General features: G+C 65.1%; 24 protein-coding genes and 1 other RNA gene. 17 read left to right on the forward strand and 8 right to left on the reverse strand.

The features are described from left to right. Positions 1-36: 36 nt before the first annotated feature. Positions 37-489: a universal stress protein gene (locus tag AArcSl_RS14115; protein ID WP_119820654.1), complete on the reverse strand. Its 453-nt coding sequence runs from the start codon at positions 487-489 to the stop codon at positions 37-39. 127 nt (positions 490-616) lie between these two features. Here AArcSl_RS14115 and ffs point away from each other — a divergent pair. The 6 genes from ffs to AArcSl_RS14145 all read left to right on the forward strand — a co-directional run bounded on the left by ffs (position 617) and on the right by AArcSl_RS14145 (position 5,904). Then, positions 617-930: signal recognition particle sRNA (ffs, locus tag AArcSl_RS14120), an RNA gene on the forward strand. Between the two features lie 66 nt (positions 931-996). Continuing rightward, entirely contained in the window at positions 997-1,452 is a 456-nt protein-coding gene (locus tag AArcSl_RS14125; protein ID WP_119820657.1) for a DUF2240 family protein, read from the forward strand. Further along, positions 1,452-1,841 carry a hypothetical protein gene (locus tag AArcSl_RS14130; protein WP_119820660.1) on the forward strand — a complete coding sequence of 130 codons (390 nt, stop codon included), beginning with the start codon at positions 1,452-1,454 and terminating at the stop codon, positions 1,839-1,841. Before AArcSl_RS14125 ends, AArcSl_RS14130 begins: the two co-directional genes overlap by 1 nt. A gap of 75 nt (positions 1,842-1,916) precedes the next feature. Continuing rightward, entirely contained in the window at positions 1,917-2,867 is a 951-nt protein-coding gene (locus tag AArcSl_RS14135; protein WP_119820663.1) for a succinylglutamate desuccinylase/aspartoacylase family protein, read from the forward strand. Positions 2,868-2,995: 128 nt separating this feature from the next. Continuing rightward, positions 2,996-4,183, forward strand: coding sequence for an extracellular solute-binding protein (locus AArcSl_RS14140; protein ID WP_119820666.1), 1,188 nt, complete (start codon positions 2,996-2,998; stop codon positions 4,181-4,183). Between the two features lie 101 nt (positions 4,184-4,284). After that, a complete protein-coding gene (locus tag AArcSl_RS14145; protein ID WP_119820669.1) occupies positions 4,285-5,904 on the forward strand; it encodes an ABC transporter permease in 1,620 nt (539 codons plus the stop codon). A gap of 58 nt (positions 5,905-5,962) precedes the next feature. On the opposite strand, the gene AArcSl_RS17145 is transcribed toward AArcSl_RS14145, so the two are convergent. Beyond that, positions 5,963-6,247, reverse strand: coding sequence for a DUF7312 domain-containing protein (locus AArcSl_RS17145; RefSeq protein ID WP_119820672.1), 285 nt, complete (start codon positions 6,245-6,247; stop codon positions 5,963-5,965). A gap of 156 nt (positions 6,248-6,403) precedes the next feature. Between AArcSl_RS17145 and srp19 the strand changes: the two genes are divergently transcribed. The 3 genes from srp19 (at position 6,404) to AArcSl_RS14165 (ending at position 7,976) form a co-directional block, all read left to right on the forward strand. Further along, entirely contained in the window at positions 6,404-6,685 is a 282-nt protein-coding gene (srp19, locus tag AArcSl_RS14155; protein ID WP_119820674.1) for a signal recognition particle subunit SRP19, read from the forward strand. Beyond that, positions 6,685-6,912 (forward strand): H/ACA ribonucleoprotein complex subunit GAR1, encoded by a 228-nt coding sequence (locus tag AArcSl_RS14160; protein ID WP_119820677.1) that lies wholly within the window; start codon positions 6,685-6,687, stop codon positions 6,910-6,912. The genes srp19 and AArcSl_RS14160 overlap by 1 nt, the downstream gene beginning before the upstream one ends. A 62-nt stretch (positions 6,913-6,974) precedes the next feature. Beyond that, positions 6,975-7,976, forward strand: a complete 1,002-nt coding sequence (locus tag AArcSl_RS14165) for a presenilin family intramembrane aspartyl protease PSH (protein ID WP_119820681.1) — start codon at positions 6,975-6,977, stop codon at positions 7,974-7,976. A gap of 31 nt (positions 7,977-8,007) precedes the next feature. Here AArcSl_RS14165 and AArcSl_RS14170 read toward each other — a convergent pair whose 3' ends face one another. Beyond that, entirely contained in the window at positions 8,008-8,841 is an 834-nt protein-coding gene (locus AArcSl_RS14170) for a hypothetical protein (protein ID WP_119820684.1), read from the reverse strand. 114 nt (positions 8,842-8,955) lie between these two features. Between AArcSl_RS14170 and AArcSl_RS14175 the strand changes: the two genes are divergently transcribed. Beyond that, positions 8,956-9,627 carry a hypothetical protein gene (locus AArcSl_RS14175; RefSeq protein WP_119820687.1) on the forward strand — a complete coding sequence of 224 codons (672 nt, stop codon included), beginning with the start codon at positions 8,956-8,958 and terminating at the stop codon, positions 9,625-9,627. After that, positions 9,624-10,391 carry an MBL fold metallo-hydrolase gene (locus AArcSl_RS14180; RefSeq protein ID WP_119820690.1) on the forward strand — a complete coding sequence of 256 codons (768 nt, stop codon included), beginning with the start codon at positions 9,624-9,626 and terminating at the stop codon, positions 10,389-10,391. The genes AArcSl_RS14175 and AArcSl_RS14180 overlap by 4 nt, the downstream gene beginning before the upstream one ends. A 55-nt stretch (positions 10,392-10,446) precedes the next feature. On the opposite strand, the gene AArcSl_RS14185 is transcribed toward AArcSl_RS14180, so the two are convergent. Together AArcSl_RS14185 and AArcSl_RS14190 are read right to left on the reverse strand one after the other, a co-directional pair. Further along, positions 10,447-11,199, reverse strand: coding sequence for a sugar phosphate nucleotidyltransferase (locus AArcSl_RS14185; RefSeq protein ID WP_119820693.1), 753 nt, complete (start codon positions 11,197-11,199; stop codon positions 10,447-10,449). Positions 11,200-11,278: 79 nt separating this feature from the next. Then, positions 11,279-11,731, reverse strand: a complete 453-nt coding sequence (locus AArcSl_RS14190) for a VanZ family protein (RefSeq protein WP_119820696.1) — start codon at positions 11,729-11,731, stop codon at positions 11,279-11,281. A gap of 105 nt (positions 11,732-11,836) precedes the next feature. Here AArcSl_RS14190 and AArcSl_RS14195 point away from each other — a divergent pair, with 105 nt between their 5' ends. Continuing rightward, the gene (locus AArcSl_RS14195) at positions 11,837-12,592 is read left to right on the forward strand and encodes an alpha/beta hydrolase (protein WP_119822014.1); all 756 of its coding nucleotides are present in this window, start codon (positions 11,837-11,839) and stop codon (positions 12,590-12,592) included. Positions 12,593-12,626: 34 nt separating this feature from the next. Here AArcSl_RS14195 and AArcSl_RS17655 read toward each other — a convergent pair whose 3' ends face one another. After that, a complete protein-coding gene (locus AArcSl_RS17655; protein ID WP_161945974.1) occupies positions 12,627-13,175 on the reverse strand; it encodes a 2Fe-2S iron-sulfur cluster-binding protein in 549 nt (182 codons plus the stop codon). Positions 13,176-13,349: 174 nt separating this feature from the next. Between AArcSl_RS17655 and AArcSl_RS14205 the strand changes: the two genes are divergently transcribed. Next, positions 13,350-15,239, forward strand: coding sequence for an ATP-binding protein (locus AArcSl_RS14205; RefSeq protein ID WP_193588473.1), 1,890 nt, complete (start codon positions 13,350-13,352; stop codon positions 15,237-15,239). Between the two features lie 90 nt (positions 15,240-15,329). Continuing rightward, positions 15,330-15,758 carry a universal stress protein gene (locus AArcSl_RS14210; RefSeq protein WP_119820701.1) on the forward strand — a complete coding sequence of 143 codons (429 nt, stop codon included), beginning with the start codon at positions 15,330-15,332 and terminating at the stop codon, positions 15,756-15,758. A gap of 18 nt (positions 15,759-15,776) precedes the next feature. Here the strand turns inward: AArcSl_RS14210 and AArcSl_RS14215 are convergent, their stop codons facing one another. Continuing rightward, positions 15,777-16,898 carry a mechanosensitive ion channel family protein gene (locus AArcSl_RS14215; protein WP_161945976.1) on the reverse strand — a complete coding sequence of 374 codons (1,122 nt, stop codon included), beginning with the start codon at positions 16,896-16,898 and terminating at the stop codon, positions 15,777-15,779. Positions 16,899-17,108: 210 nt separating this feature from the next. Here AArcSl_RS14215 and AArcSl_RS14220 point away from each other — a divergent pair, with 210 nt between their 5' ends. Continuing rightward, a complete protein-coding gene (locus tag AArcSl_RS14220; protein WP_119820704.1) occupies positions 17,109-18,242 on the forward strand; it encodes a hypothetical protein in 1,134 nt (377 codons plus the stop codon). 24 nt (positions 18,243-18,266) lie between these two features. On the opposite strand, the gene AArcSl_RS14225 is transcribed toward AArcSl_RS14220, so the two are convergent. Further along, positions 18,267-19,427 (reverse strand): NAD(P)/FAD-dependent oxidoreductase, encoded by a 1,161-nt coding sequence (locus tag AArcSl_RS14225; protein ID WP_119820707.1) that lies wholly within the window; start codon positions 19,425-19,427, stop codon positions 18,267-18,269. Between the two features lie 107 nt (positions 19,428-19,534). On the opposite strand from AArcSl_RS14225, the gene AArcSl_RS14230 reads away from it, so the two are divergent. Next, on the forward strand, positions 19,535-20,533 hold the full coding sequence (locus tag AArcSl_RS14230; protein ID WP_119820710.1) for an ornithine cyclodeaminase family protein: 999 nt from the start codon (positions 19,535-19,537) through the stop codon (positions 20,531-20,533). Positions 20,534-20,600: 67 nt separating this feature from the next. Next, positions 20,601-21,110 carry a universal stress protein gene (locus AArcSl_RS14235; protein ID WP_119820713.1) on the forward strand — a complete coding sequence of 170 codons (510 nt, stop codon included), beginning with the start codon at positions 20,601-20,603 and terminating at the stop codon, positions 21,108-21,110. Positions 21,111-21,215: the final 105 nt, after the last annotated feature.

A 21,215-nucleotide genomic window follows, 5' to 3' on the forward strand; every position in this document is an offset into this window, starting at 1 on the left:
GACACTGTCGCTGTTTCTCGCTGAACCCCAGTCGACTCACTCCTCCATGTCGGTCGGCAACACCACGACCGGCCGGTCGGCGTTCAAAAGCAGAGAGCTTCGAACGCCTCCCGTAATCAGGTTCAGCCACTTGCCGGTTCCCCGTGAGGTGAACGCGATCGCTGAGGCGTCAACCTCGCCAGCGTACTCGATGATCGCGTCGGCGACATCAGTGCTGTAGCGGATCTCCGAGTCGATCTCGAGCCCGTCGGCCCCAGCGAGCATCCCGATCCGGTCGAACGCGTCCCGTGCGTGCTCCTCTCGCTGTTCGACGCCCGCTTTGTCGGGCGCACCGCCGGCTTTCTTCACGACGTAGACGACGTGTATTTCCACGTCTGTGTCGACGGTTCCGTCCGGGTCGACGACCTGCGGCCTGAACGACTCGTAGGTGTTTGCGGCGTCCTCGGGGCCGGCCACCGGGATCACGACGCGATCCAGAAGTGAGCTCATATTCGGCCGTTCGCTCGGCGGCTACTTATAAGGGAAGGAGGATACCTCCGTTTCCGCAACCGACGACCGGGCAGTCTATCAGCCGGACGCCAGACGAAAGGCCCTTATGTGGTTCCGGTGTATCCCCATATGGACTAGGCTGGGCGGTTAGGCCCCGCTCGGTAACCCGTAATAGAGTCTTTAGCGGGGGCCGAAATCCGGGGGCGTCCGGTCAGACCGACGCGGGCCCCGGAAGTCGACGTGGAAGCCTCGTCCGACGGGGACAGCGGTCCGCGGTGCCCGCCCGCAGGGGCGGTCCACCGCGGTTCGTCGGCGGCACCGGGTCAGGCGCGGAAGCGAGCAGCCCACCGTCGAACGCCCGTCGCTCGTCGGGTCGCGGGGTGGAGGAGACGACCGGGACTACCCGGGTCGGAACGCCGGGCAATCTCGGGGCGTCCACATTCATAACCTGCTGTCGATACGATCCGTACCAGTCATTACGCTGGGCGCACATCGGTCTACCGTTCAATGAGTCTCGAAATCGCCGTCGCGGTCCCGTTCCGTCAGGAGGGGACCGACCGGCTGGGGAGAGGCGAGTTCGTCGTCGCCCTCTCGCTGGATCGCGACTGGTTTTCCCCGGATCAGGCCAAGCGGCTCGTCGACATCGCGCAGGGCCGCGGTCTGCTCGCGGAGGAGGAGGGGGCGCTCCGAGCCCAGTTCGAACCCTCAAACGTCGAGGTGCCGGAAGAGTTCGTCCCCGACGAGTCGATACTTCGGGAGCAGTCTACGTTCGAACGGGTGCTCGATGCCCTGACCGAGGCAGGGGTCGAAAAGCGGGACGCCGTCGCCTCGATCAACGAGCGCCAGCGTCGGCTCGGCGTGGCGAACGAGGCGGCCGCGATACTCGTCGCACGCGAGCACGGGATCCAACTCGACGGGATCGCGGACCGTGCGCGAAGCGATCTGGTCGGGGAGGACGGGTGATGGTCGAAGACCGGCTGTCCGACGGCCCACGGATTGCAGCGCTTCTCGCCTCGGAGCTCACCGGCGGGACTGGGGCGCTCCGCGAGCTCGACGTCGTGGACGCCGACGCCGACGTCGAACCGTCCGTCGACGGTGCGTTCGCCTACGGCGTAACACAGGTCGACGGCGGGAGCGACGGTCGGACTGTCGCGGAGGTGTACGTGCAGCCGGACCGAGCCTACGTCGAGTTCCGGGCGGCTCCTGACGCCGTCGCCAGCGCGGCTCGCGAACGGGACCTGCGGGTGCGGCCGAAGGCGGTCCATCCGCCCCGAACGATCGTGTTCCTGGAGGACGGCGCCCAGGTGAAGCGGATCCTCGACGCGTTCGAGATCGTCACGAAAAAGAGGTAACGCAACTGCTTGCGGTCGGCCGGGAAGCGCAACTGAAGTCACTGGGTACAAAAGCCGCCGTCCCGACCCACAGGTATGCACACCGCCGAGACGCTGACGCTCGCCCGGCTCCCCTCCGGCGTGTCGCTTTCGACGACGGTTCACACCTACGGCGACGGCGAGCCCGTCGTCTACGTCCAGGCAGCCCAGCACGGCCGCGAGGTGAACGGCACCGAGGTTCTCCGTCGGCTCCACGGGGTCCTCGTCGAGGCTGACCTCGAGGGGACTGTCGTCGCGGTCCCGATCGCGGATCCCCTCACCTTCGATCGCGTAGCGTACGTCACACCCGAACCCATCGATCCGGTCAACTCGAATATGAACCGGGTGTGGCCGGGCGACCCGGAGGGAACCGTCCACCAACGGATGGCAGACCGCCTGTGGGAGTACGCCGGCCGGGCCGACTACGCCGTCGACCTGCATACTGGAAGCCCGGATACGCTGCTCCATACGGTCTATTACGAGGGAAAACCGGCGTGTCGACGACTCGCGGAGGCGTTCGGGACGGAGCTCCTGCTCGCGGAGCCGGCCGGCGACGAGGCGGACACGGAGTGGGACCAGCGGTCGTTCGCCGGCAAGTTCCGGGTCGCCGCCACCCGGGAGGGGATCCCGACGATCACTCCGGAACTGGCACACAACAGGCAACTTGTCGAGCCCGCAATCGAGGCCGGCGTCGACGGTATTCTGGACATCCTCCGGGAGATTGGCGTGCTCTCCGGGGAGCCGGAACCGTGGGATGGCACCGTCGCGCGGAACCACCTCGGACGGATCCGGGCGGAGGAGTCGGGGCTGTTCCGTCCTGCCGATGTGGCGACGCTGGGCCGGGAGGTCTCCCCCGGCGATCGACTGGGGACGCTCTATCATCCGACGACCTACGAGGAACTCCAGGCGGTCGAGGCTGATCGGGAGGGAATCCTGTATTCGGTCACCCGGGAGCCGACCGTCACCGCCGGCAGTAGCCTCGTGGGCGTCGCCGAACGCGTCGAGTGAGGCAGTTTCGAGGCAAGGCGTTCTCTCAAAATGGGAACCTCCCACGTCTTTTTAGGGGACCCTAAACGATTTTCTTTGTGTGAGAAGCAGCGGAACCCTTTTATTTTTAGGTCGACCTAAAAACACATATGCGACAGAGTGATACTGGTGACGAAGCCGTTTACGGCGTTGAAACCAACGATTTCGTGGACGAGAGCCGATCGAGTCGATCACCGGGAATCTACCCACGGAGTGGGCGTCGCCAGTTCCTCGCGGCGGGCGCCACGGCGGTCGGAATCGGCCTGGCCGGTTGCCTCGGCGGGGATGGTGGAACGACGTACGAGCGCAACTACGACGGGCCGGGCGTCTCACCCGAAGGGACCGACTGGGAGGATCTGCCCGACCTCCACGGCGAACTCACTATTTATTCCGGCCGGCGGGAGGCACAGATTGGGCCCGTATTGACGGAAATCGAGTCCTACTACGATGACCTCACGGTCAACGTCCGGTACGAGGACAACGAAACCCATCTCCGCGCCATCGACGAGGAGGGGCAAAACAGTCCGGCGGACATCCTCTATACGCAGGATTCTGGAACGCTCGGTGCCCTGAAGGCGCTCGGTCGGACCGTCGATCTCACTGACGACGTGCTCGAGACGGTACCCGGTAGCTGGCGCGATCCGGAGGGAACCTGGACGGGCCTTTCGGGACGAACGCGGTGTATTGCGTACAACACGGACACCTGGGACGGTGACGATCTGCCGACGGATCTGTTTGCGTATCCCGAAGACGACCGGTTCCACGGCGAGATGGGCTGGCGAGTCGATTCGGGGTCGTTCCTCGGGTTCGTTCGGGCGATGATGGTCGCAAACGGCGCGGACCGAACCGAGCAGTTCCTCGAGGACATGCTCGCGGCCGACGTCAACAACTACGAGGGCGGTTCAACGACGCCGAACGCGCTCGCCGACGGCGAAGTGTCGATCGGGCTCGTAAACCACTACTACGTCGGACGACTGATCGCAGATCAGCCGGACGCGCCGGTTGCTATTACCTTCACCGAAGGGGACGTCGGATCGCTATTTAACGTCTCGGGGGCAGCCGTTCTCGATTCGAGTGACGAACGGGAGCTCGGACAGGACTTCATCAGGCATCTGCTTGGTCGTCAGGGACAGGAGTTCTTCGTGGACACGAACAAAGAGTACGCGGTGATCGAGGGTGTCGACTACGTCGGTGATCTTCCGACCCTCGAGGACCTCAACCCGCCGGAGTTCGACCTCAACGAGCTTGCAGACATCGAACCGGCCGTCGACCTGCTCCGGGAGGTCGGGATGCGGTGAATCCTCCCTCGCTGTCGACGACTCGCGTCCGTCCCCCGGCAGGGAACGCAGCCACGTTTAGGAACCCCTAAAAACGTCCGGGAGCAAGAAGAGGCAACCTCATGGGTGTGACGGAGACGGAATCCGGGACGTCCGGAACCGCGGGCGGGGGCCCCGACGCCAGACAGGTGGGGCTCACGTTTCTCAGCGGCGCGATCGCCGCCGCGATGTTGCTCCCAGTCTCCTGGATCCTGCTGCGCGCGACCAGCGTGAACCTCGACCGTGCAATGGGGATCGTTTTTCGGGCCCGCACGCTGGAGATCGCTTTCAACAGCCTTCTCCTGATGGGTGTCGTGACCGGGTTGTCGGTTCTCATCGGGGTTCCGCTGGCGTATCTCACTGTCCGGACCGATCTCCCGTTTAGACGGTTCTGGACAATCGCCGTCGCGCTTCCGCTTGCGGTCCCCAGCTATCTGGGCGCGTTCGCGTTCATCGCCGTCTTTAGTCCCCGTGGACAGCTCCAGAGCCTACTCGAACCGTTGGGAGTTGAATCGCTCCCCTCGATCTACGGCCTCCACGGTGCGATCCTCATCATCACGCTGTACACGTATCCGTACGTGTATCTGACCACCAGAGCCGCGCTGAAGACGTTCGACACGTCGCTGGTCGACGCCGCACGGATGTTGAATCACGGCCGCTGGGAGACGTTCAAGCGGGTGACGTTCCCGCACGTCCGTCCGGCGGTCGTCGCCGGCGCGCTGCTTGTCGCCCTGTATGCCGTTTCCGACTTCGGGACGCCGGCGTTCCTGCAGGCTGAGGTGTTCACCCGGCAGATCTATCTGGAGCACCGATCGCTCGGCGGCGGCGATTACGCGGCGTTCCTCTCGTTGCAACTCGTGGTGTTGACGGTGTTCATTCTCGCACTCGAATCCCGGATCCGGGGCGACGAGACGATGCACGGCGACACCGCACGCGCCGGGACCCACCGGATCTCGCTGGGTCGATGGAAGTGGGTCGGCATGGCCGCCTGTGCCGCTATCGTCTTTTTCGCGATCGTTCTCCCGGTCGGCGTGTTCCTCCAGTGGCTCGCGACCTCGCAGGCGGACGTGCCCGCGAGCTTCCAGTTCCGGCTCGAGTACGTCGTAAACTCCGTTTCCGTGTCGCTTGCGGCGGCGGTCGTGGCGGGACTTGCGGCGCTACCGGTGGCGTATCTGGCGACACAGTACGACTCGTGGCTCGGTTTCCTCTTCGAACGGGCGACCTACGTCGGCTACGCCGTGCCGGGCATCGTCATCGGGCTCGCGCTGGTGTTCTTCGGGGCGAACTACGGCGGGCTCTTGTATCAGTCGATCCCGATCCTCGTGTTCGCGTACGTCGTTCGGTTCATCCCCCAGTCCGTGGGTTCGACCCGGACGTCGATGCTACAGGTCGATCCGAAGTTGGTCGAGGCATCGCGGTCGCTGGGGCGGTCGTCGACGTCGACGTTCCGGGAGGTGACCCTGCCGCTCATCGCGCCGGGGGTCGTCGCCGGCGCAGCACTGGTGTTTCTCACCACAATGAAGGAGCTTCCGGCGACGCTTCTGTTGCGTCCGACCGGCTTCGAGACGCTGGTAACTCGCATCTGGGCGGCCGAGTCGGCCGGACTCCACGGCTACGCCGCGATTCCGGCGCTGATCCTGGTCCTGGTGTCCGGGCTTTCGATGGTCGTCATACTGCGGCAGGAAGGCTACACCGAGGAGTGATCGCGTGATAGCGTTTCGCCTTGGATTCGTAAGGTAGGCAAAATCCCCCAGCGTGACCTCACAGGATCGTCGCCAGGATCATGCCGACCCCCGTCAAGATCCCGAGAACGACAAACAGCGCGTGCTCGAGGCGGATACCCTCCGGTTCGATAGAGCGCCCCTCGTTTTTGACTCCGTCCGGACCGACCTCGTCGACCTCGAACCGCCATTCGGATTCGACGTTGCTGGCTTCCTCGTCGCTGGCTTCCCTCTCGCTGGCTTCCTCGTCGCTAGCTTCCCTCTCGCTGGCTTCCTCGTCGCTCTCGTGTGTGTTGCCGCCTCCGTCCTGGGGACGATCACTCATCGCTCATACATCCTTACTGGGGCGTGCGTATAGGCGTGACGACCCGGCGTTCGTGCACGGGAATGATTAGGCGTTCGTGCACGGGAATGATTACGCCGGTTGTGGGTGGTGTATCCGAGTCGAAACGGTATTACGCCCGGCCGTCGGCGTGTGTGTATGGTCGAGAACGTGCTGTGGCCCGCGTACTTCGACGCGGCGCTGTCCCGGTCGGAGGGACGGCGCGTCCCGGTCGAACAGGCCGTAGAGGAGCCGGAGGTCGACGAGATCGCGACTGCGGTCCAGCAGGTCGGCTACGACGCGGTGATCGAACGCGACAAGGCCTACTCGCGGGAGTACCGCACCCGAGGTCGCGTCCTGGTTCAGGGTGCGACGGACGCCTCGAAGAACGATCTGGTGCAGGCGACGGCCGCCTACCTGAACCTGCTTCGGGAGGAGTAATGCACCGGCTCGGCACCGTCTCCCGGACCGCACAGGGGCTGGCCATTATCCAGTGTGACGCGGCCGACCCGCCCGACATCGGGGCGGAAGTCGTCGACGAGTCGCTGTCTCGGGTCGGTCGGGTCGTCGACGTCTTCGGACCGGTTTCGGCGCCGTACGTCGCGGTCACGACCGACGACCGGATCGACCTGGTCGATCTCGTCGGAGAGAAACTGTACGTGCGATGATCGGTTCTTCCAGACGGACGCGAACGGAAACCCACAAACGTCTCGACACCGAGCGGTAGAACATGGTTCCTCGCGAGTATCCGGCCGTCGGCTTCGCGGTCGCGATCTTCCTTCTCGTCCAGTTGGGCGCGCTGGCGCTGGTTCCGGGCTTTTTCGAGAGCGGTTACCAGGCGGTCGAAAACCCCGAAGACCCGGCCATCAGTCTCCTGTTTATCGGCGTCATCCTCGTGGCGACTGCGCTCATGCTCGCGGCGTTCAAGTACGATCTCGACCGCGTCGTCCGTGGGTTTATTCTGTTTGCGAGCGGGATGCTCGCGTGGTACGTTTTCAGCGTTCTCGTCCCGCCCGTCTACGCGTTGATCCCGGGAGTGTTGGTCGTGCTCGGGCTACTGTATCACCCGGAGTGGTACGTCATCGACCTCACTGGTGTCGTAATGGGAGCCGGCGCGGCAGGGCTGTTCGGGATCAGTTTCGGGCTGCTTCCGTGTATCCTGCTTTTGAGCGCGCTCGCGGTGTACGACGCGATCAGCGTCTACGGCACCGAACACATGCTCTCGCTGGCCGAGGGTGTAATGGAGCTGCGGATCCCGGTCGTCCTCGTCGTTCCGCTGTCGCTTTCATACTCGCTTCTGGATGACGATTTCGCCGGGCCGGAGGCGGGCGAAGAACAGACCCCCGAGGAGGGCGAGGAACAGATCCCGGATGAGGGCGAGGAACAGATCCCGGATGAGGGCGAGGAAGGTGAAGACGAGTCCCCACGACGGGACGCGTTCTTCATCGGCCTCGGCGACGCGGTGATGCCGGCGATCATGGTAGCCAGCGCCGCGTTCTTCTCGCCGGCGCCGAACTACGACGTCCCGATCATCGCGGTGAACCTGCCCGCGATCGGTGCGATGGTGGGCACGCTCCTGGGCTTGCTCGTGTTGCTCCGGTGGGTGATGCGCGGCCGGGCCCACGCCGGCCTCCCGCTTTTGAACGGCGGCGCGATCGGTGGCTATCTGCTCGCGTCGCTCGCGGCGGGGGTCACGCTCGCCGAGGCGCTCGGCGTCGCCGGATTCTTTTGAAGTCGCGGTCGGCACGTAGTCGCACAAGAGGTTAACTTCCGAGGTACTCCCCGGCGATCGCGGCGAGTTCCGACCGGAGCGCTCCGAGGTCGACTGTCGACTCGGGGTGGTGTAGTCGGCGGTGATGTCGCCTGAGCGCGTCTTCGAGCAGCCGTTCGTACAGCGAATCGACCGTCACCGGCGTGCCATGCGTTTCGAGGCGTCCCGCGATCCAGTCGAGTCGCGCGCCGGTCGCGTACTCCCGGGCGAACTCCGACGTGGACGCGGTGATCGGCTCCGGCGGTGATCCCGACTCGATGTCGAGGTCCGGATGGAGAAGCTTCCCCCGGGGACCGCGGGTGTTGCGGATCTCGATCCCGGCTGCGGGACCGTCGTACCACTGTGAGTCCGGTATCGCAGCCGGGGACGGATCGAAATCCCGCGGAGAAATCTCCTTGCGAACGGCGTTGATCGGCTCCAGTCCGAGGCGTTCGAAGACGCGGTCTGCGGCGTCGGGCGGCAGGAACCCGTCGTCGGACCACACCTCGACCCCCAGCACGGACGGCAGCCTGTCGAAGTCGTATTCGACAGTCAGTCGCTGGGTTGCGACGCCGAACAGGACCACAGATTCGACGTCCTCGACGGCCGCAACGAGTGCCTCCCTGTCGAGTCGTTCCCGCACGTGTCTGACCGCGTGTCGATACGCGTCCGGGACGTCGTCGTCCCCGAAAACGCGCTCGGCGTCGCCGAACCTGACGACGCCGGAGTGTTGGAGCTGGAACCGAAGCGGGGCGCCGTCGATCCACTCCCGGATCCACAGGTGTCCGCCCCCGAACAGCTCCCCGTCGACCGCCTCGAGATCCGGCGCCGGTGGGTACGGTCGCATGCTCGTTTCCGACGAGCGACCGCCGGACCCATATAGCCGTCGGCACGCTCCCGGTTGTGAGGGAAAGCGCTTTACTGCCCGGGGCCAGTGTCACGTCGTAGACGAAACCCCAGAATGACCGATCACGGAACTCCCGCCGGCGACGAGCGATCCGAGAGCCTGGTCGACTGGTATCGCGACATCCGTCTCCGGCTCTCGAGAGGTGTCGACCGATCGGCGATCGCCGGCGTCGGTCGTCGCGCGGCGGGCGCGGGCGAACGACTCGCCGACGTCGTCAAGGGGTCGTGGCTCTACCGCTGGCTCACCGCAGAACCCGAGCCGGACGTCATCGTGATCGACCTCCGGGAGACGTACACAGTCGGGCCGTTCATCCGCGTACTCGATTACCTCCTGGAACGCGCCGCAACGTCGGCCGAGGGATCTCGAGTCGTCTCCGGCGTGACGGCTGGCGTCGATCGCACCACTGCAGCCCCACTCCGCATCGGCGGCGCGGTCCTCGCGATCGCCGCGGCAGGTGGGCTGATCGCGAGCCTGCTATCGGGGGACATCTCGATGGCGGTCGGAGTCGGCTTCGTGGGACTGCTGCTCGTCGGCGCGCTGGCGACACGGGACGAACGGTCCTGGAAGGAACTGCGAGAGACGCGTCCCGTGCGACTGCTGGCTGCTGCGTTCGAACCGCCAGAGCCGCCTGGTTCCACGGAGCCGACCGAATCTACGGAGCCGACCGAATCTACGGAGCAGCTCGAAACAGCAGACCCGGGCCACGACAGTGAACGCACCGGGTGATCGACGTGCGGGTGACGATTCTTGGGACCGGCGCCGCGCTCGCGACGGGCGACCGCGTCCAGACGGGTCTGCTCGTGGATGTTAGCGGCTCGACGCTACTCGTCGACTGCGGGAGCGGCGTCCTCCACCGTCTCGCGGGTGTCGGTCGTGATCCAACCGAAATCGACGCCGTCCTGCTTTCCCACACACACCTCGATCACGTCTCGGACCTCCCGGGACTCGTGAAAGCGCGCTGGATGATCGATCAGTCACCGACCCAAATTATCGGCCCCCCGGGCACCCCCGACGACGTCGGTCCGCTGTTCGAGATCGACGGTCAGTCCGACCGAGTCGAGGTCAGTTCCTTCGAGACCGGCGCAAAACCGGGAGATCGGATCGAAATCGACGTTCCGGGAACGACTTGTGAAAGCGTTTCCGCGACGCCGACGGTTCATTCCAGACAGGGTGTGGGCTATCGATTCGGTACCCGGTTCGGCTTTGCCGGCGACACGGAAGCGAGCGCGACACTGCTCGCGTTCTTCGACGGGGTCGACGTGCTCGTCCACGACTGCGCGTTCCCCTCTGGTGGGGAGCCGGACAACCATCCGACGCCGGAGGCGCTCGCCGAGGCTCTCGAGAGCGCTGATCCCGACATCGATCGGCTGTATCTAACCCACCTGTATCCGGACGCCGCGTGCCGCGCGGACGAAGCGCGGGAAATCGTCGCCGAGGCGACCGACGCAGCGGTCCACGTCGCCGACGATACGGACGACGTCGTGGAATGAGGGCGATCACAGATATTGTTGTACGCTGCTGTCGAGCAGCGGGAGTATCCTTCGACTATCGATCGCGGATCCGTTCGGATGCCCGGTCGAGATCCGCCGGGCGGTTGACGTTCAGTCGCCATCCGCCCAGCGACGCGAGGTCGATTGCCTCCACCCGTGCGCCGGCCGCACAGAGGACGTCGACGGCGTCGGAGAGTTCGTACTCGCCGCGATCGCTCGGCCGGAGCAGCGACAGCGCCGAAAAGATCTCGGTGGGGAGTACATAACAGCCCGCGCTGGCGAGCGTCGACGGGGGATTCTCCGGCTTCTCGACGACGCCGCAGACGCGGACTGCTCCGTCGCCGCCGGGTGAATCGACCGGTTCGAACACCCCTGTCTCCGTCGCGTCTTCGAGCGACAGTCGTTCCGCGAGCGCTGTCACTGCGGCGTCGCTTTCGGCGTGTCGATCGAGCAGTTCGCCGAAGTCGAACGCCGAATCGAACACGTTGTCCCCGTTTACGAGCAAGAATTCCCCGTCCACGAACGGTTCCGAAAGCGACACTGCGTGACCGAGCCCGAGCCTGTCGCGCTGGTGGACGTACTGAAGGTCGAGCTCCCGATAGGAGTCGCCGTACCGGGCGACGACATCGCTGGCCCGGTAGCCGACCACGACGACCGCCTCCTCGATCCCGGCGGCGAGCAACTGGTCGAAAATGCGGGTCAAGAGCGGCGTCCCGTCGACCGCGAGCAATCCCTTCGGGCGCTCGCGAGTGAGCGGACGGAGCCGGGTCCCCTCCCCTGCCGCGGGGACGACAGCCTGTCGGATCATCGATCGATCCAACAACCGCGACGGTGTTGTCCCTTTCGCTCGCCGGGCAAACGACCGGATCGTCCTGACCAGCCTCCGGCTACTGGACCGGTGGTTGAAGCTCTCCGAGTTTCCGGATCCGGTAAAAGCGCACGTACCGGGCGACCCCACGCCACAGACCGACTGCGACGGCCGCACCCACGGCGTTTACGACCATGTCGCGGGTGCTGTAGGTCCGCTCTGGAACGGTCGCCTGAACGAGTTCGACGCCGGCCCCGTAGCCGACTGCGACCAGGAACACGACCGACAGGATCTGCCAGTCCGGTCGGGGAGAGTCGTGGAGCGCGTACGCGAGCACCAGCGCGAGCCCGCCATACGCCAGGAGATGCATCCACTTGCTGAACGGGAGGACCCCAAACGGCCCGGTTCTGAAGGCGTCGCCGCCCGGCATCGGGATGATGGAGTAGTAGAGAATCGTCCCCATTACCGCAGCCACGAGCGCCAGCCGAACCCAGCGCGGGAAAAGCGGGAGTCGGTACCGGCGGGATCGCATACTCGCAGGTGGTTCGGCCCGCCACTTAAACCACCGATCTCGGTGACGGGCGCGCCGAACATCGTTCCCCCAAACGGTAAGCGATCGCCCCGCGAACCGGTTCTCGTGACGTGGACGCGCCGGAGCATTGCGATCGCGCTCGTCGGGGGAGTGATCGTTCTCGCGGTCGCCGCCGGAGGGCTGTACCTCGAACTCGGCCAGGGTCCCGACCCGGCGGCGCTGTCGGCGGTCGAGGACGATCCGGACGTGACCGTCACTCACACCGTCGGCGGCCACCTGGTTCACTCCGGACCCGTTTCGTCCGACACGACGGGGATCGTGCTGTATCCGGGGGGACTGGTCGATCCGGAGAGTTACGTCCCGACCGCCGCAGCGATCGCCGCCGGGCACGACGTCGCCGTCGTCATTCCGAAGATGCCGTACAACCTGGCGATACTCGACGTCGACCGCGCAGGGTCGGCCCGCGACGCAGCCCCGGAGATCCGAGACTGGTACGTCGCCGGCCACTCGCTGGGCGGCGTGGCCGCCTGTCGGTACGCCGTCGCAAACCCGGAGGTGGTCGAGGGGATCGTGCTGTTCGCCTCCTACTGCGATCGCGACCTCTCCGACACTGATATCCGGGCGCTGTCGGTTTTGGGTACCGAAGACGAGGTACTCGATCGGGACGCCGAACACCGAAACCGGGAGCTGCTTCCAGCGAGTGCACGGATCGTCGAAATCGAGGGGATGAACCACGCACAGTTCGGTGCCTACGGGTCACAGCGTGGTGACGGCACCGCAACCATCGAAAACGAGGCGGCGAGAGCACAGCTCGCAGCCGAAGTGGTCGCCTGGCTGGAAGATCGAAAAACCGACGATTGAAGCCCTTCAACAGTCGGAGAGACCGATCCCCATATCAGGGGAGCTCGTCCGTTTCGATGGCGAACTCCTCGCGGGGCTGGCCGGTGCAGGTGAGGACGTACCCCTCCTCGATCTCGTCGTCGTCGAGGTAGTCGTTGCTCGTCATTTCGACGAGTTCGTGGCCGTCGCCGTCGACCTTCGCGGTACACTGGCCACAGACGCCGACTTCACACTGGTAGGGAAGATCCCAGCCCTGGTCGAGCCCGGCGTACAGCAGTTCCTCGTCTTCCGCCACCGGAATCGTCTCGCCCTCATTCAGGAACTCGATGTCGTACCCAGTACCGTCGTCCTCGCCAGTATCGGCATCGTCGTCATCCTGGTCTGCGCCGTCGCCCGGCTCCTCCGTCTCCTGAAGGTATTCAGGTTCCTCGAACAGGCCGATACAGCCGGCCGTCCCGGCAGCTGCGGCACCGGAGATGGCGGCCAGCAGTTTCCGGCGCTGTGTTTTACAGCCGCTGCGACCGTCACAGCCGGCACCGTTTCCACCGTCACACTCGCTCGCTTCCGGTACGTGGGGCGTTTCCCCCGGGGAACTCTCGTCCATTATGTTCGTGACTTGGCTTCTGTTTATTTCGGGGTTCGGTTGAATATGACAGTGGTTTAAATACCTCCGTCGGGTCGTCGGTCCGACGCACGGACTCACCGCGCACCGGTATCGCGTGTGGACGTGCGTCCTCGGAACCGACATTATAAGTCGACGGCTCCCGGCCCCAGTACCATGGGTCTGGAGGACTTCAGCGACTTCTCGGCGGACGACGAGGACGGTTCCGACGGGGACAACTCCGGCAGGAATTCCTCCGACGGGTCGGAGGGTACGTCGGAGACTCTCGAGGAGGAACCGGAGTCGACCGCGAGCAGCTTCCAGCGGTACGCAATGGAGCCGGTCGGCGACGACGCCGGGCTGGGGACGATATCCGTCTCCCAGGGCCTCCGTGTCGCGGAAGACGGCGACGAGACGACGCTCCGTGCGTTCATCACGACCGGGAACCGGGAGTCCGTCCGGATCGGAACGTACCTCCTCGTGCCGTATCCGGACGACGAACGGCTGTTCTGTCGGATCACGGCCCTGGAGTACGCCCAGGAGTTCCAGTCGGACGACGCGACCGAGATCCACGCCAGACGACAGATGCGACGCGACGAGTTCGAGGAGCGCGATTACAAGTTCACGGCGACGCTGGAACCGGTCGCCGTGCTCTTCGAGGACGAAAGCGACAGTTCGAAAGGGGCGGACGGATCGAGCGACGAGGGGCCGGAACTGAAGCGGCGGATGACCGATCGAGTGCCGAAACCCGGGGCAGTCGTCCGGGAAGCCACCGACGCGACAGACATCAAGACCGGTCTCAACATCCCCGAGGAGGGCGTCTTTTTGGGTCATCTCTCCGTCGGCGGCGAGAAGATCCGGACCGCCGCGGAGCCACCGACAGTCGATTATCGGATCGCCGACGACTACGCCGACGGGGATCCGCTGGTGTTTCGCCACACGCTCGTCGCCGGCGGCACCGGCTCCGGGAAGACGCACGCCTCGAAGAACGTCCTTCGGCAGTATCTCGCCGAGGACAGGCGATACCCGATGGACGACGGTCGACGGGTGGCTCCGGCGCTGGTGCAGTTCGACCCGCAAGACGAGTACGCCCAGATGCACGACGACAACCCCGAGATGGACGACGCGTTCCGGCGGCGGCTCGACAGGGAGGGAGTCGATTACGGCGGATACGACGACACGGTCGCGTTGATCCCGACCGAGGCGGGCGTCGAGTACGGCGGCGGCACTCACCGCGCCGAACAGCTCCGGTTTACGATCCCGTTTTCGATCGTCGACGAGTACGACATGCCGTGGCTGGTCGCGGGCGCGTCGCTCAACGACAACCAGTACGGGGCACTCACGCACCTGCTCTCGCGGTTCTTCCGACAGACAGGTGGCGCGGGAACCTATCGGGAGTTCTGTACCTTCCTGGACGACCCCGCGCTGAAGGAGGAACTCGACGAAACTGGACGGGTTCACGAGGCGACCTTCGACGCCGTGAAGCGTCGCGTTCACGGAGTGCCCTCGGGCGTGTTCGACGGCGACGCGGCGCCGATAACCGACCTCGATCACGAACTCGTCCGTCCCGGAGGGCTGTCGGTCGTGCCGACGTATCACCTCTCCTCGAGCCGGGCGAAAGAGCTCGTCGTGCTCGCGGTCTCGACGATGCTCGTGGACGACAAGCTCTCGAACAGCCCGAACAGCGAGCGCATCAAGCGGACGCCGATGATCCTCGGGATGGACGAGGCCCACAACTTCCTTTCGGAGGCCGACAACGTCCAGGCCCGGAAGGTTGTCCAGAAGTTCACCGAGGCGGCAAAGCAGGGCCGAAAGGAGCGGCTCGGCCTGTTTCTCATCACCCAGGACCCCCAGGACGTCGCCGAACCGGTGTTCAAGCAGGTGAACACGAAGGTCGTGCTCAACCTCGGCGACGAGGACGCCATCCAGAGCGTGAACATTCCGGCGAACCTCCAGCAGAAGGTGCCGTACATGGAGAAAGGCCAGATGGTCGTGTACTCGCCGGACAACTCTGACCCCGTCGAACTCATCGGGCTTTCGACGTGTCTGACCCGCCACGGGGATTGATCCGTCGTCGGGATGCGCGTGCGGCGATTTTCTCGCCACTTATTTTAAAATCCCCACCCGTTTTTGTAGCCGGACGGCGAACTGCCACACATGGTAGAACACGTGGTGATCGGGGTCGACGAGTCCGCGAAATCGAGAGCTGCAGTCCAGTTCGTCGTCGACGAGTGGGACGAGCTGAAAGTGACTCTCGTTCACGTGCTCAATCCCGGCGAGGCGGCAAGCGGCGGGAGCGTCGGTGGGTTCCCGTCGGGCGCCGAAGACTGGTACGAGGACGCAAACGAACGTGGACACCGGTATCTCTCGGACGCTGCTGAGACGATTCCCGACGGGTTCGAGGTGGACACCCGGGTCGAACTCGGCTCGCCGGCCGAACGGATCGTCGCCGTCGCCGAAGAGGAGGGCGCCGATCACATAGTCCTCGGGAGCCACGGTCGAAGCGGGGTTTCGCGGTTGCTGCTCGGGAGCGTCGCCGAACGGGTCGTTCGAACCTCGCCGGTTCCGGTGACGGTGATCAGGTAACTCCAACCGGACGCCAGCCTACTCTTCTTCGCGTGTTGCTTCCGTTTTCGGGCGGCTCGATCGCCGATCTCGGTGATCTGTATCGTGATCTCCGTGACCCTCCCTGTAGCTGAGCTCACGCTGTGGGTACGGGATGTCGATCCCCTCCTCGGAAAAGCGGTCGCTGATCGCGGCGATCAGTTCGCCGCGAGCCCTGGCCATCTCCCGGGGTGTGGGTTCCTCGACCCAGAGTCGAACGACGAACACCACTGCCGAGTCGTCGAACCGATCGATCACGACCTCCGGGGACGAGCCCGGAAACTCCTCGACGTCGACGAGGTCGCGTGCGACCGACAGCGCGACCTCCCGTGCGTGCTCGATGTCAACGCCGTAGTCAATCCCGACCTCGACTTCCGTCCGGAGCCGACCGTTCCGGGATCGGTTGGCGAGGATCTCGTTGCCGATGACGTCGTTCGGGACGACGACGTATTCCCCGTCGAACGCCTGGATTCGCGTACTCATCATCGTGATGTCGGTGACGATCCCCTCGTCGCCGTCGACGGCGACCCAGTCGCCGATCTCGAACGGGCGAGAGAACATGAGGACGAAGCCGGCGATCATCGATCCGAACGTCTTCCGCGCTGCCAGCCCGACCACGATCCCCAGGAACCCTGCGCCGACGAGTAGCCCGGCGATGTCGACGTTCCAGACGCCGAGTATCACGATGATCCCTCCGCCCCACAGTGTGAGCTGTGTCACGCGGAGGCTCACCTCGCGCTGGTGCCGGGTCAGCGCGTCGCTTTCGTCGGTAATATCATCGAGCAGTCGACCGGCGATCCCGGTGAACACCTGGACTGCGATCAGGACGATTATCGTGACGATCAGCTGGGGGGCGCGATCGTCGAGCCGGAGCACGCCGAACTGATCGAGAAGCGCCTCCGTCTGTCCCCAGATGTCCGCTAATGCAAGCGCCGTGAGGATCACGAGTCCGACGATCACCGCCGAACTCACCAGATCGACGCCAACAGGATGGAGTCGGCGGATGACCCGGCGACGTATGCTGCGAACCAGATACGCAAGGGCAATCGCCACCATCGGCACTATCACGGTGGCGAGCAGCTTCAGTTCCCAGGACGGGAATAGTTCCTGTAGTCCGAACATTCGATCGTGAGTTCCTGTCTTCGACGTCGTCTCTCGAAACCGCTGGCGGGGACTGTTCGCGTGGCGAAGGGAGTGGATTCGGGAGTACTCGGCCGTGAGTACACATGTATCCTCCGATATCGATGGACGAAAAGGCGGTGTCACCTGGCGTGAATCGACCCGGCGACTGAGAACAGTAGGTTTGAGTAGTTGCCTCGGGTTCTCCAGGGTATGGAGACGCACGGAACGACCGATCCCGACGATGGGGAAGTCGACTCCGGCGAACCGCTCCCCCGTCGGATCGCCGGACGGATCGCCGGGAGCGGGCGCGTTCCGACCTCGCTGCGGGCGGCGCTGGACCACTACGCCGACACGGGACGGCCCGCAATCGGGTCGATCCGAGCCCATCGCCGGGCCGAAGACCGGGTCGACGAAATCGTCGACGAGGCGTTCGGCGACGTCGAGCGAGCGATCGCGGCGGAGTTCGACCGGGGGGCCGAGGAGGTGACGTTCGACTACGGCACCAAACTCACGATGCCGGTCGAGTTGACGCTCGCACACGTATACGCCGATCGGGACGAACGCGGAGACGCCACCGTCGAAACCGCGGAGGCGGTCACGGAACTCGTGGTCGTGGCGCTGCTCGACGGCGACGTTCGGGACGCCCTGAACGACGGCGAGTACGATGATTTCCGGGTCAACTTCCCGCTGGAGGGCGAGACGGATCGTCGCCGACTCGCGGAGGTGGTCCAGGCGACGCTCCAGGCCGACGTCGACGCCCGGTTCGATGCGTTCGACGACGAGGTAAAAGCCGCATATGATCGCGCAGTAGAACTGTCTGAGGCTCACCAGGACAGGGATCCCCACTTCCGACAGCTCTTCGTGGACGCCAAGGAGGGCGAGGCGGAAGCACTCGACTCGATTCGCGAGGAGTACAAGTTCGCGGAGTTCGACGATCCGCCAGCGCTACTCTCGGAACTCCCAGTCGATCTGCCCTACTTCAAAACGCAGTACGGCCGTGTCGGCGTCATCTACGACGGGATGATCGACATGTACCGCGCCGCCGGAATCGACATCGACCCCGCCTTCGAACTGTCGATCGTGCTGTCGATCATCGGCGCACAGGTCTGGCTCGACGACGTCGACGACTATCGACGGGATCTCGCCGACGATCAACTGACTCCCGTCACCGCGGAATATCTGCTCGCCGAGTCGGACGCACAAGCGTACGACCGGATCGTCTCGATCACCGAGGCGTACCTCGACGCCGCGAAGCGCCGCGCCCTGGCGGCGGATTCGGACCTCGTCAGCATCGGCTCCCGGTACATCTACTACTCGGGTGACCCCGACGTTTTGCCGCGGTGAGGGGCTCGTTTCCTCTGGGTCACGTCAGGCGACGTTCCGCTCGACGTGGGTGAGGCCGGTTTCGAACCGGTCGCTCGCGAGCCCTGAGACGTCTATCGTCGACGCCTCGCCGTCGACGTACAGTTCGGCGACGACGGTGCCGGTCGCCGGGGCGTGCTGGAATCCATGGCCCGAATAGCCGACGGCGTTGATAAATCCGGGGACAGTCTCCTCGAGTATCGGGTGGTTGTCCGGGGTGACAGCGTACAGGCCGGCCCAACCGCGCCTGATCCGGGTTTCGGGACCGAAGTACGAGGCAACGTCGGCCGCCCGCTCGATCGCCGTCGCGGCCCACTCGAGGTCCGTTTTCTCGTCGTACCTGTCGGGATCCTGTTCCGGATCTTCGCCGCCGAATTCGCCACCGACGATCGCTGCCCCCTCCCGTTCGGGCCGGAAGTAGACGCCGACGTCGAGGTCGATCGAAAGCGGCGCGTCCTCGGGCACTGGCGTCGTGGGGTCCACCACGAGCGCCTGTCGCCGACGCGGCGAAACCGGCAGGTCAACCTCGGCCATCGCCGCCACTTCGCCCGCCCAGGGTCCAGCCGCGTTCACGACGGCGTCGGCGTCGACCTGTTCTCCGTCGGCAACCACGCCGGACACGGGGGCGTCTTCGTCGGACCCGTCCCGGAGCACGTCGGTCACCGGCGAGTGGGTGTGGATCGTCGCGCCTTCCTCGCGAGCGGCGGCGGCGTATCCCTGCAACGCGAGGTACGGGTCCGCAAACCCGTCACAGTCGGCGTAGGTACCGCCCTCGAACGCTTCGGCGTGGAGGTTCGGATACCGATCCCGGAGCTCTTCGGGTGCGAGAAACTCCACGGGGACGCCGAACTCCCGCTGCATGGCGACGTTTTCCCGGAACGTCGCCGCCGTTTTCTCCTCGCGGGCCAAGAAGAGATAGCCGACCTGTCGAAAGCCGATGTCGACGCCGAACTCTTCCTCGAAGGACTCCCAGACCGGAAGCGACGCCCGCGAGAGTTCGACGTTCACCGGAGTCGAGAACTGCGACCGGACGCCCCCCGCAGATCGGGCGGTGCTCCCGCCGCCGATCGATCCCGACTCGTACACGTCGACGTCGACGCCTCTCGAGGCGAGTTCGTACGCACAGGCCGCGCCGACGATCCCACACCCGACAACCACGACAGTCATACACTCACGTTCGTGCCGGCACGCAAAACCGTTGCGACGGCGGCGACGTCCACCGGACACGATCCAGCGGACGCAAACTCCTTGTCCTGGCGCGTCGTTTTCCCCCCATGCGCGTACTCTCCGACCACGACGTGAGCGCGGTTCTGGACCTTTCGGCGCTGCTTCCCGAGATCGCAGCGGCGTTTCGAAAGGACGCGGCCGGCGAGGTAGAGCGTCCCGAACGGCCTCACGTGCCGATCGGCGCGGGACTCGACGGCGACCGTCGAACCGATATGGATCCGCAGTCGATCGATGAACCGCTCGGGACTGGGCTCGTGATGCCGGCGTACATCCACGGATCGCCGTACTTCGTGGTCAAACTCGCGAACGTCCACGAGGGGAACCTAAAGCGGGGATATCCCACCGTGAACGCCACGATCTCACTTATTGCCGCCGATACTGGGCTTCCCGTCGGCTATCTGGCGGGCACTCGGATTACTAACGCGCGGACCGGCTGTATCGGCGGGCTCGCCGCGCGGGAACTCGCTGTCGACGGCCCGATCACGGTGGGAGTGATCGGCGCGGGTGCGCAGGCTCGATGGCAGGTCCGTGCGATCGCCGCCTCGAGGGAGCTCGAGGAAGTGTTCGTCTACTCGCCGAGCGACTCCCGGGACGTCTGTGCGTCCGATCTGCGGGACCGCGGGATCCCCGCCCGAGCAGTCGATACGACGGATGCCGCAGTCGAGGAAGGGGACGTCGTCGTCACGGCGACAACTGCGACCCGTCCGGTGTTCGACGGCGAGTCGCTCTCTCCGGGCACGCTCGTCGTCGCAGTCGGTGCCTACGAGGAATCGATGCGGGAGTTGGACGACCGGACGGTCGATCGCGCCGATCGACTGTTCGCCGACGTGCCGGAAGAGGTGGCAGAGACCGGCGACTTTCCACACCAGGAACCGGCGGATCTCACGCCGTTTTCTGCGGCGCTCTCCGGGGAGTCTGGCAGAACCGACGACGAGGAAATCATCGTGGTCGGCTCCGTCGGCACCGCCGTTCTCGATGCGGCCGCCGCCGCGTTCGTCTACGATCGTGCGGTCGACGCCGGCGTCGGCACGACAGTCGACCTGTGAACCGGCAATCTGTTCCGGGAGGAAAGATTAAGTCGTTCGGCCCGAAGATTGAGACGAGTTCACCCGAATGTACAGCCGTATCTTGATTCCGACGGACGGTTCGGCGGAAGTCGAACGCGCCGTCGACCACGCGCTCGACCTCGCCGAGGCCCACGGTGCGACAGTTCACGCGCTGTACGTCGTAAACACTGCAAGCTACGCGGGTCTACCGATGGAAACCGCCTGGGAGGGGGTCGACGAGCTGCTCCGGTCGGACGCAGAGGAGGCTGTCGAGACGGTTCGAGAGCGAGCCGAGGACCGTTCGATCCCGGTCGAAACGTCGATCGTGGAAGGGACGCCGAGCCGTTGTATCGTTCGGGAGGCCGAAGAGACCGGCTGTGATCTCATCGTGATGGGGACCCACGGTCGCGGGGGGATCGACCGTCTGCTGCTCGGCTCCGTCGCCGAGAAGGTCGTTCGTGCGTCTTCACTTCCCGTACTGACAGTCAGCGTCTCCCCGAGGGAAGACGATGCGATCGCCGAACGCCAGCCCGCGGAGAGTCGACCGTCCGACGCCGAAGCCGATCAGTCGTCTTGAGTTCCTCTCCGCGTGAAGGGCGAAGATTCCTCCGTGGGTAATCCACCCAGTCGATTACCCCGGCTGTGAACTTGCGGGTTCGCTGATGCTGGGTTGGTCAACTGA

Source organism: Halalkaliarchaeum desulfuricum (assembly GCF_002952775.1).
Lineage (GTDB): Archaea > Halobacteriota > Halobacteria > Halobacteriales > Haloferacaceae > Halalkaliarchaeum > Halalkaliarchaeum desulfuricum.

What these genes read in the sequence shown, in the direction of transcription:
- AArcSl_RS14115 (WP_119820654.1), bottom strand. Translation starts at nt 489, where the DNA reads ATGAGCTCACTTCTGGATCGCGTCGTGATCCCGGTGGCCGGCCCCGAG.
- AArcSl_RS14125 (WP_119820657.1), top strand. Translation starts at nt 997, where the DNA reads ATGAGTCTCGAAATCGCCGTCGCGGTCCCGTTCCGTCAGGAGGGGACC.
- AArcSl_RS14130 (WP_119820660.1), top strand. Translation starts at nt 1,452, where the DNA reads ATGGTCGAAGACCGGCTGTCCGACGGCCCACGGATTGCAGCGCTTCTC.
- AArcSl_RS14135 (WP_119820663.1), top strand. Translation starts at nt 1,917, where the DNA reads ATGCACACCGCCGAGACGCTGACGCTCGCCCGGCTCCCCTCCGGCGTG.
- AArcSl_RS14140 (WP_119820666.1), top strand. Translation starts at nt 2,996, where the DNA reads ATGCGACAGAGTGATACTGGTGACGAAGCCGTTTACGGCGTTGAAACC.
- AArcSl_RS14145 (WP_119820669.1), top strand. Translation starts at nt 4,285, where the DNA reads ATGGGTGTGACGGAGACGGAATCCGGGACGTCCGGAACCGCGGGCGGG.
- AArcSl_RS17145 (WP_119820672.1), bottom strand. Translation starts at nt 6,247, where the DNA reads ATGAGTGATCGTCCCCAGGACGGAGGCGGCAACACACACGAGAGCGAC.
- srp19 (WP_119820674.1), top strand. Translation starts at nt 6,404, where the DNA reads ATGGTCGAGAACGTGCTGTGGCCCGCGTACTTCGACGCGGCGCTGTCC.
- AArcSl_RS14160 (WP_119820677.1), top strand. Translation starts at nt 6,685, where the DNA reads ATGCACCGGCTCGGCACCGTCTCCCGGACCGCACAGGGGCTGGCCATT.
- AArcSl_RS14165 (WP_119820681.1), top strand. Translation starts at nt 6,975, where the DNA reads ATGGTTCCTCGCGAGTATCCGGCCGTCGGCTTCGCGGTCGCGATCTTC.
- AArcSl_RS14170 (WP_119820684.1), bottom strand. Translation starts at nt 8,841, where the DNA reads ATGCGACCGTACCCACCGGCGCCGGATCTCGAGGCGGTCGACGGGGAG.
- AArcSl_RS14175 (WP_119820687.1), top strand. Translation starts at nt 8,956, where the DNA reads ATGACCGATCACGGAACTCCCGCCGGCGACGAGCGATCCGAGAGCCTG.
- AArcSl_RS14185 (WP_119820693.1), bottom strand. Translation starts at nt 11,199, where the DNA reads ATGATCCGACAGGCTGTCGTCCCCGCGGCAGGGGAGGGGACCCGGCTC.
- AArcSl_RS14190 (WP_119820696.1), bottom strand. Translation starts at nt 11,731, where the DNA reads ATGCGATCCCGCCGGTACCGACTCCCGCTTTTCCCGCGCTGGGTTCGG.
- AArcSl_RS17655 (WP_161945974.1), bottom strand. Translation starts at nt 13,175, where the DNA reads ATGGACGAGAGTTCCCCGGGGGAAACGCCCCACGTACCGGAAGCGAGC.
- AArcSl_RS14205 (WP_193588473.1), top strand. Translation starts at nt 13,350, where the DNA reads ATGGGTCTGGAGGACTTCAGCGACTTCTCGGCGGACGACGAGGACGGT.
- AArcSl_RS14210 (WP_119820701.1), top strand. Translation starts at nt 15,330, where the DNA reads ATGGTAGAACACGTGGTGATCGGGGTCGACGAGTCCGCGAAATCGAGA.
- AArcSl_RS14215 (WP_161945976.1), bottom strand. Translation starts at nt 16,898, where the DNA reads ATGTTCGGACTACAGGAACTATTCCCGTCCTGGGAACTGAAGCTGCTC.
- AArcSl_RS14220 (WP_119820704.1), top strand. Translation starts at nt 17,109, where the DNA reads ATGGAGACGCACGGAACGACCGATCCCGACGATGGGGAAGTCGACTCC.
- AArcSl_RS14225 (WP_119820707.1), bottom strand. Translation starts at nt 19,427, where the DNA reads ATGACTGTCGTGGTTGTCGGGTGTGGGATCGTCGGCGCGGCCTGTGCG.
- AArcSl_RS14230 (WP_119820710.1), top strand. Translation starts at nt 19,535, where the DNA reads ATGCGCGTACTCTCCGACCACGACGTGAGCGCGGTTCTGGACCTTTCG.
- AArcSl_RS14235 (WP_119820713.1), top strand. Translation starts at nt 20,601, where the DNA reads ATGTACAGCCGTATCTTGATTCCGACGGACGGTTCGGCGGAAGTCGAA.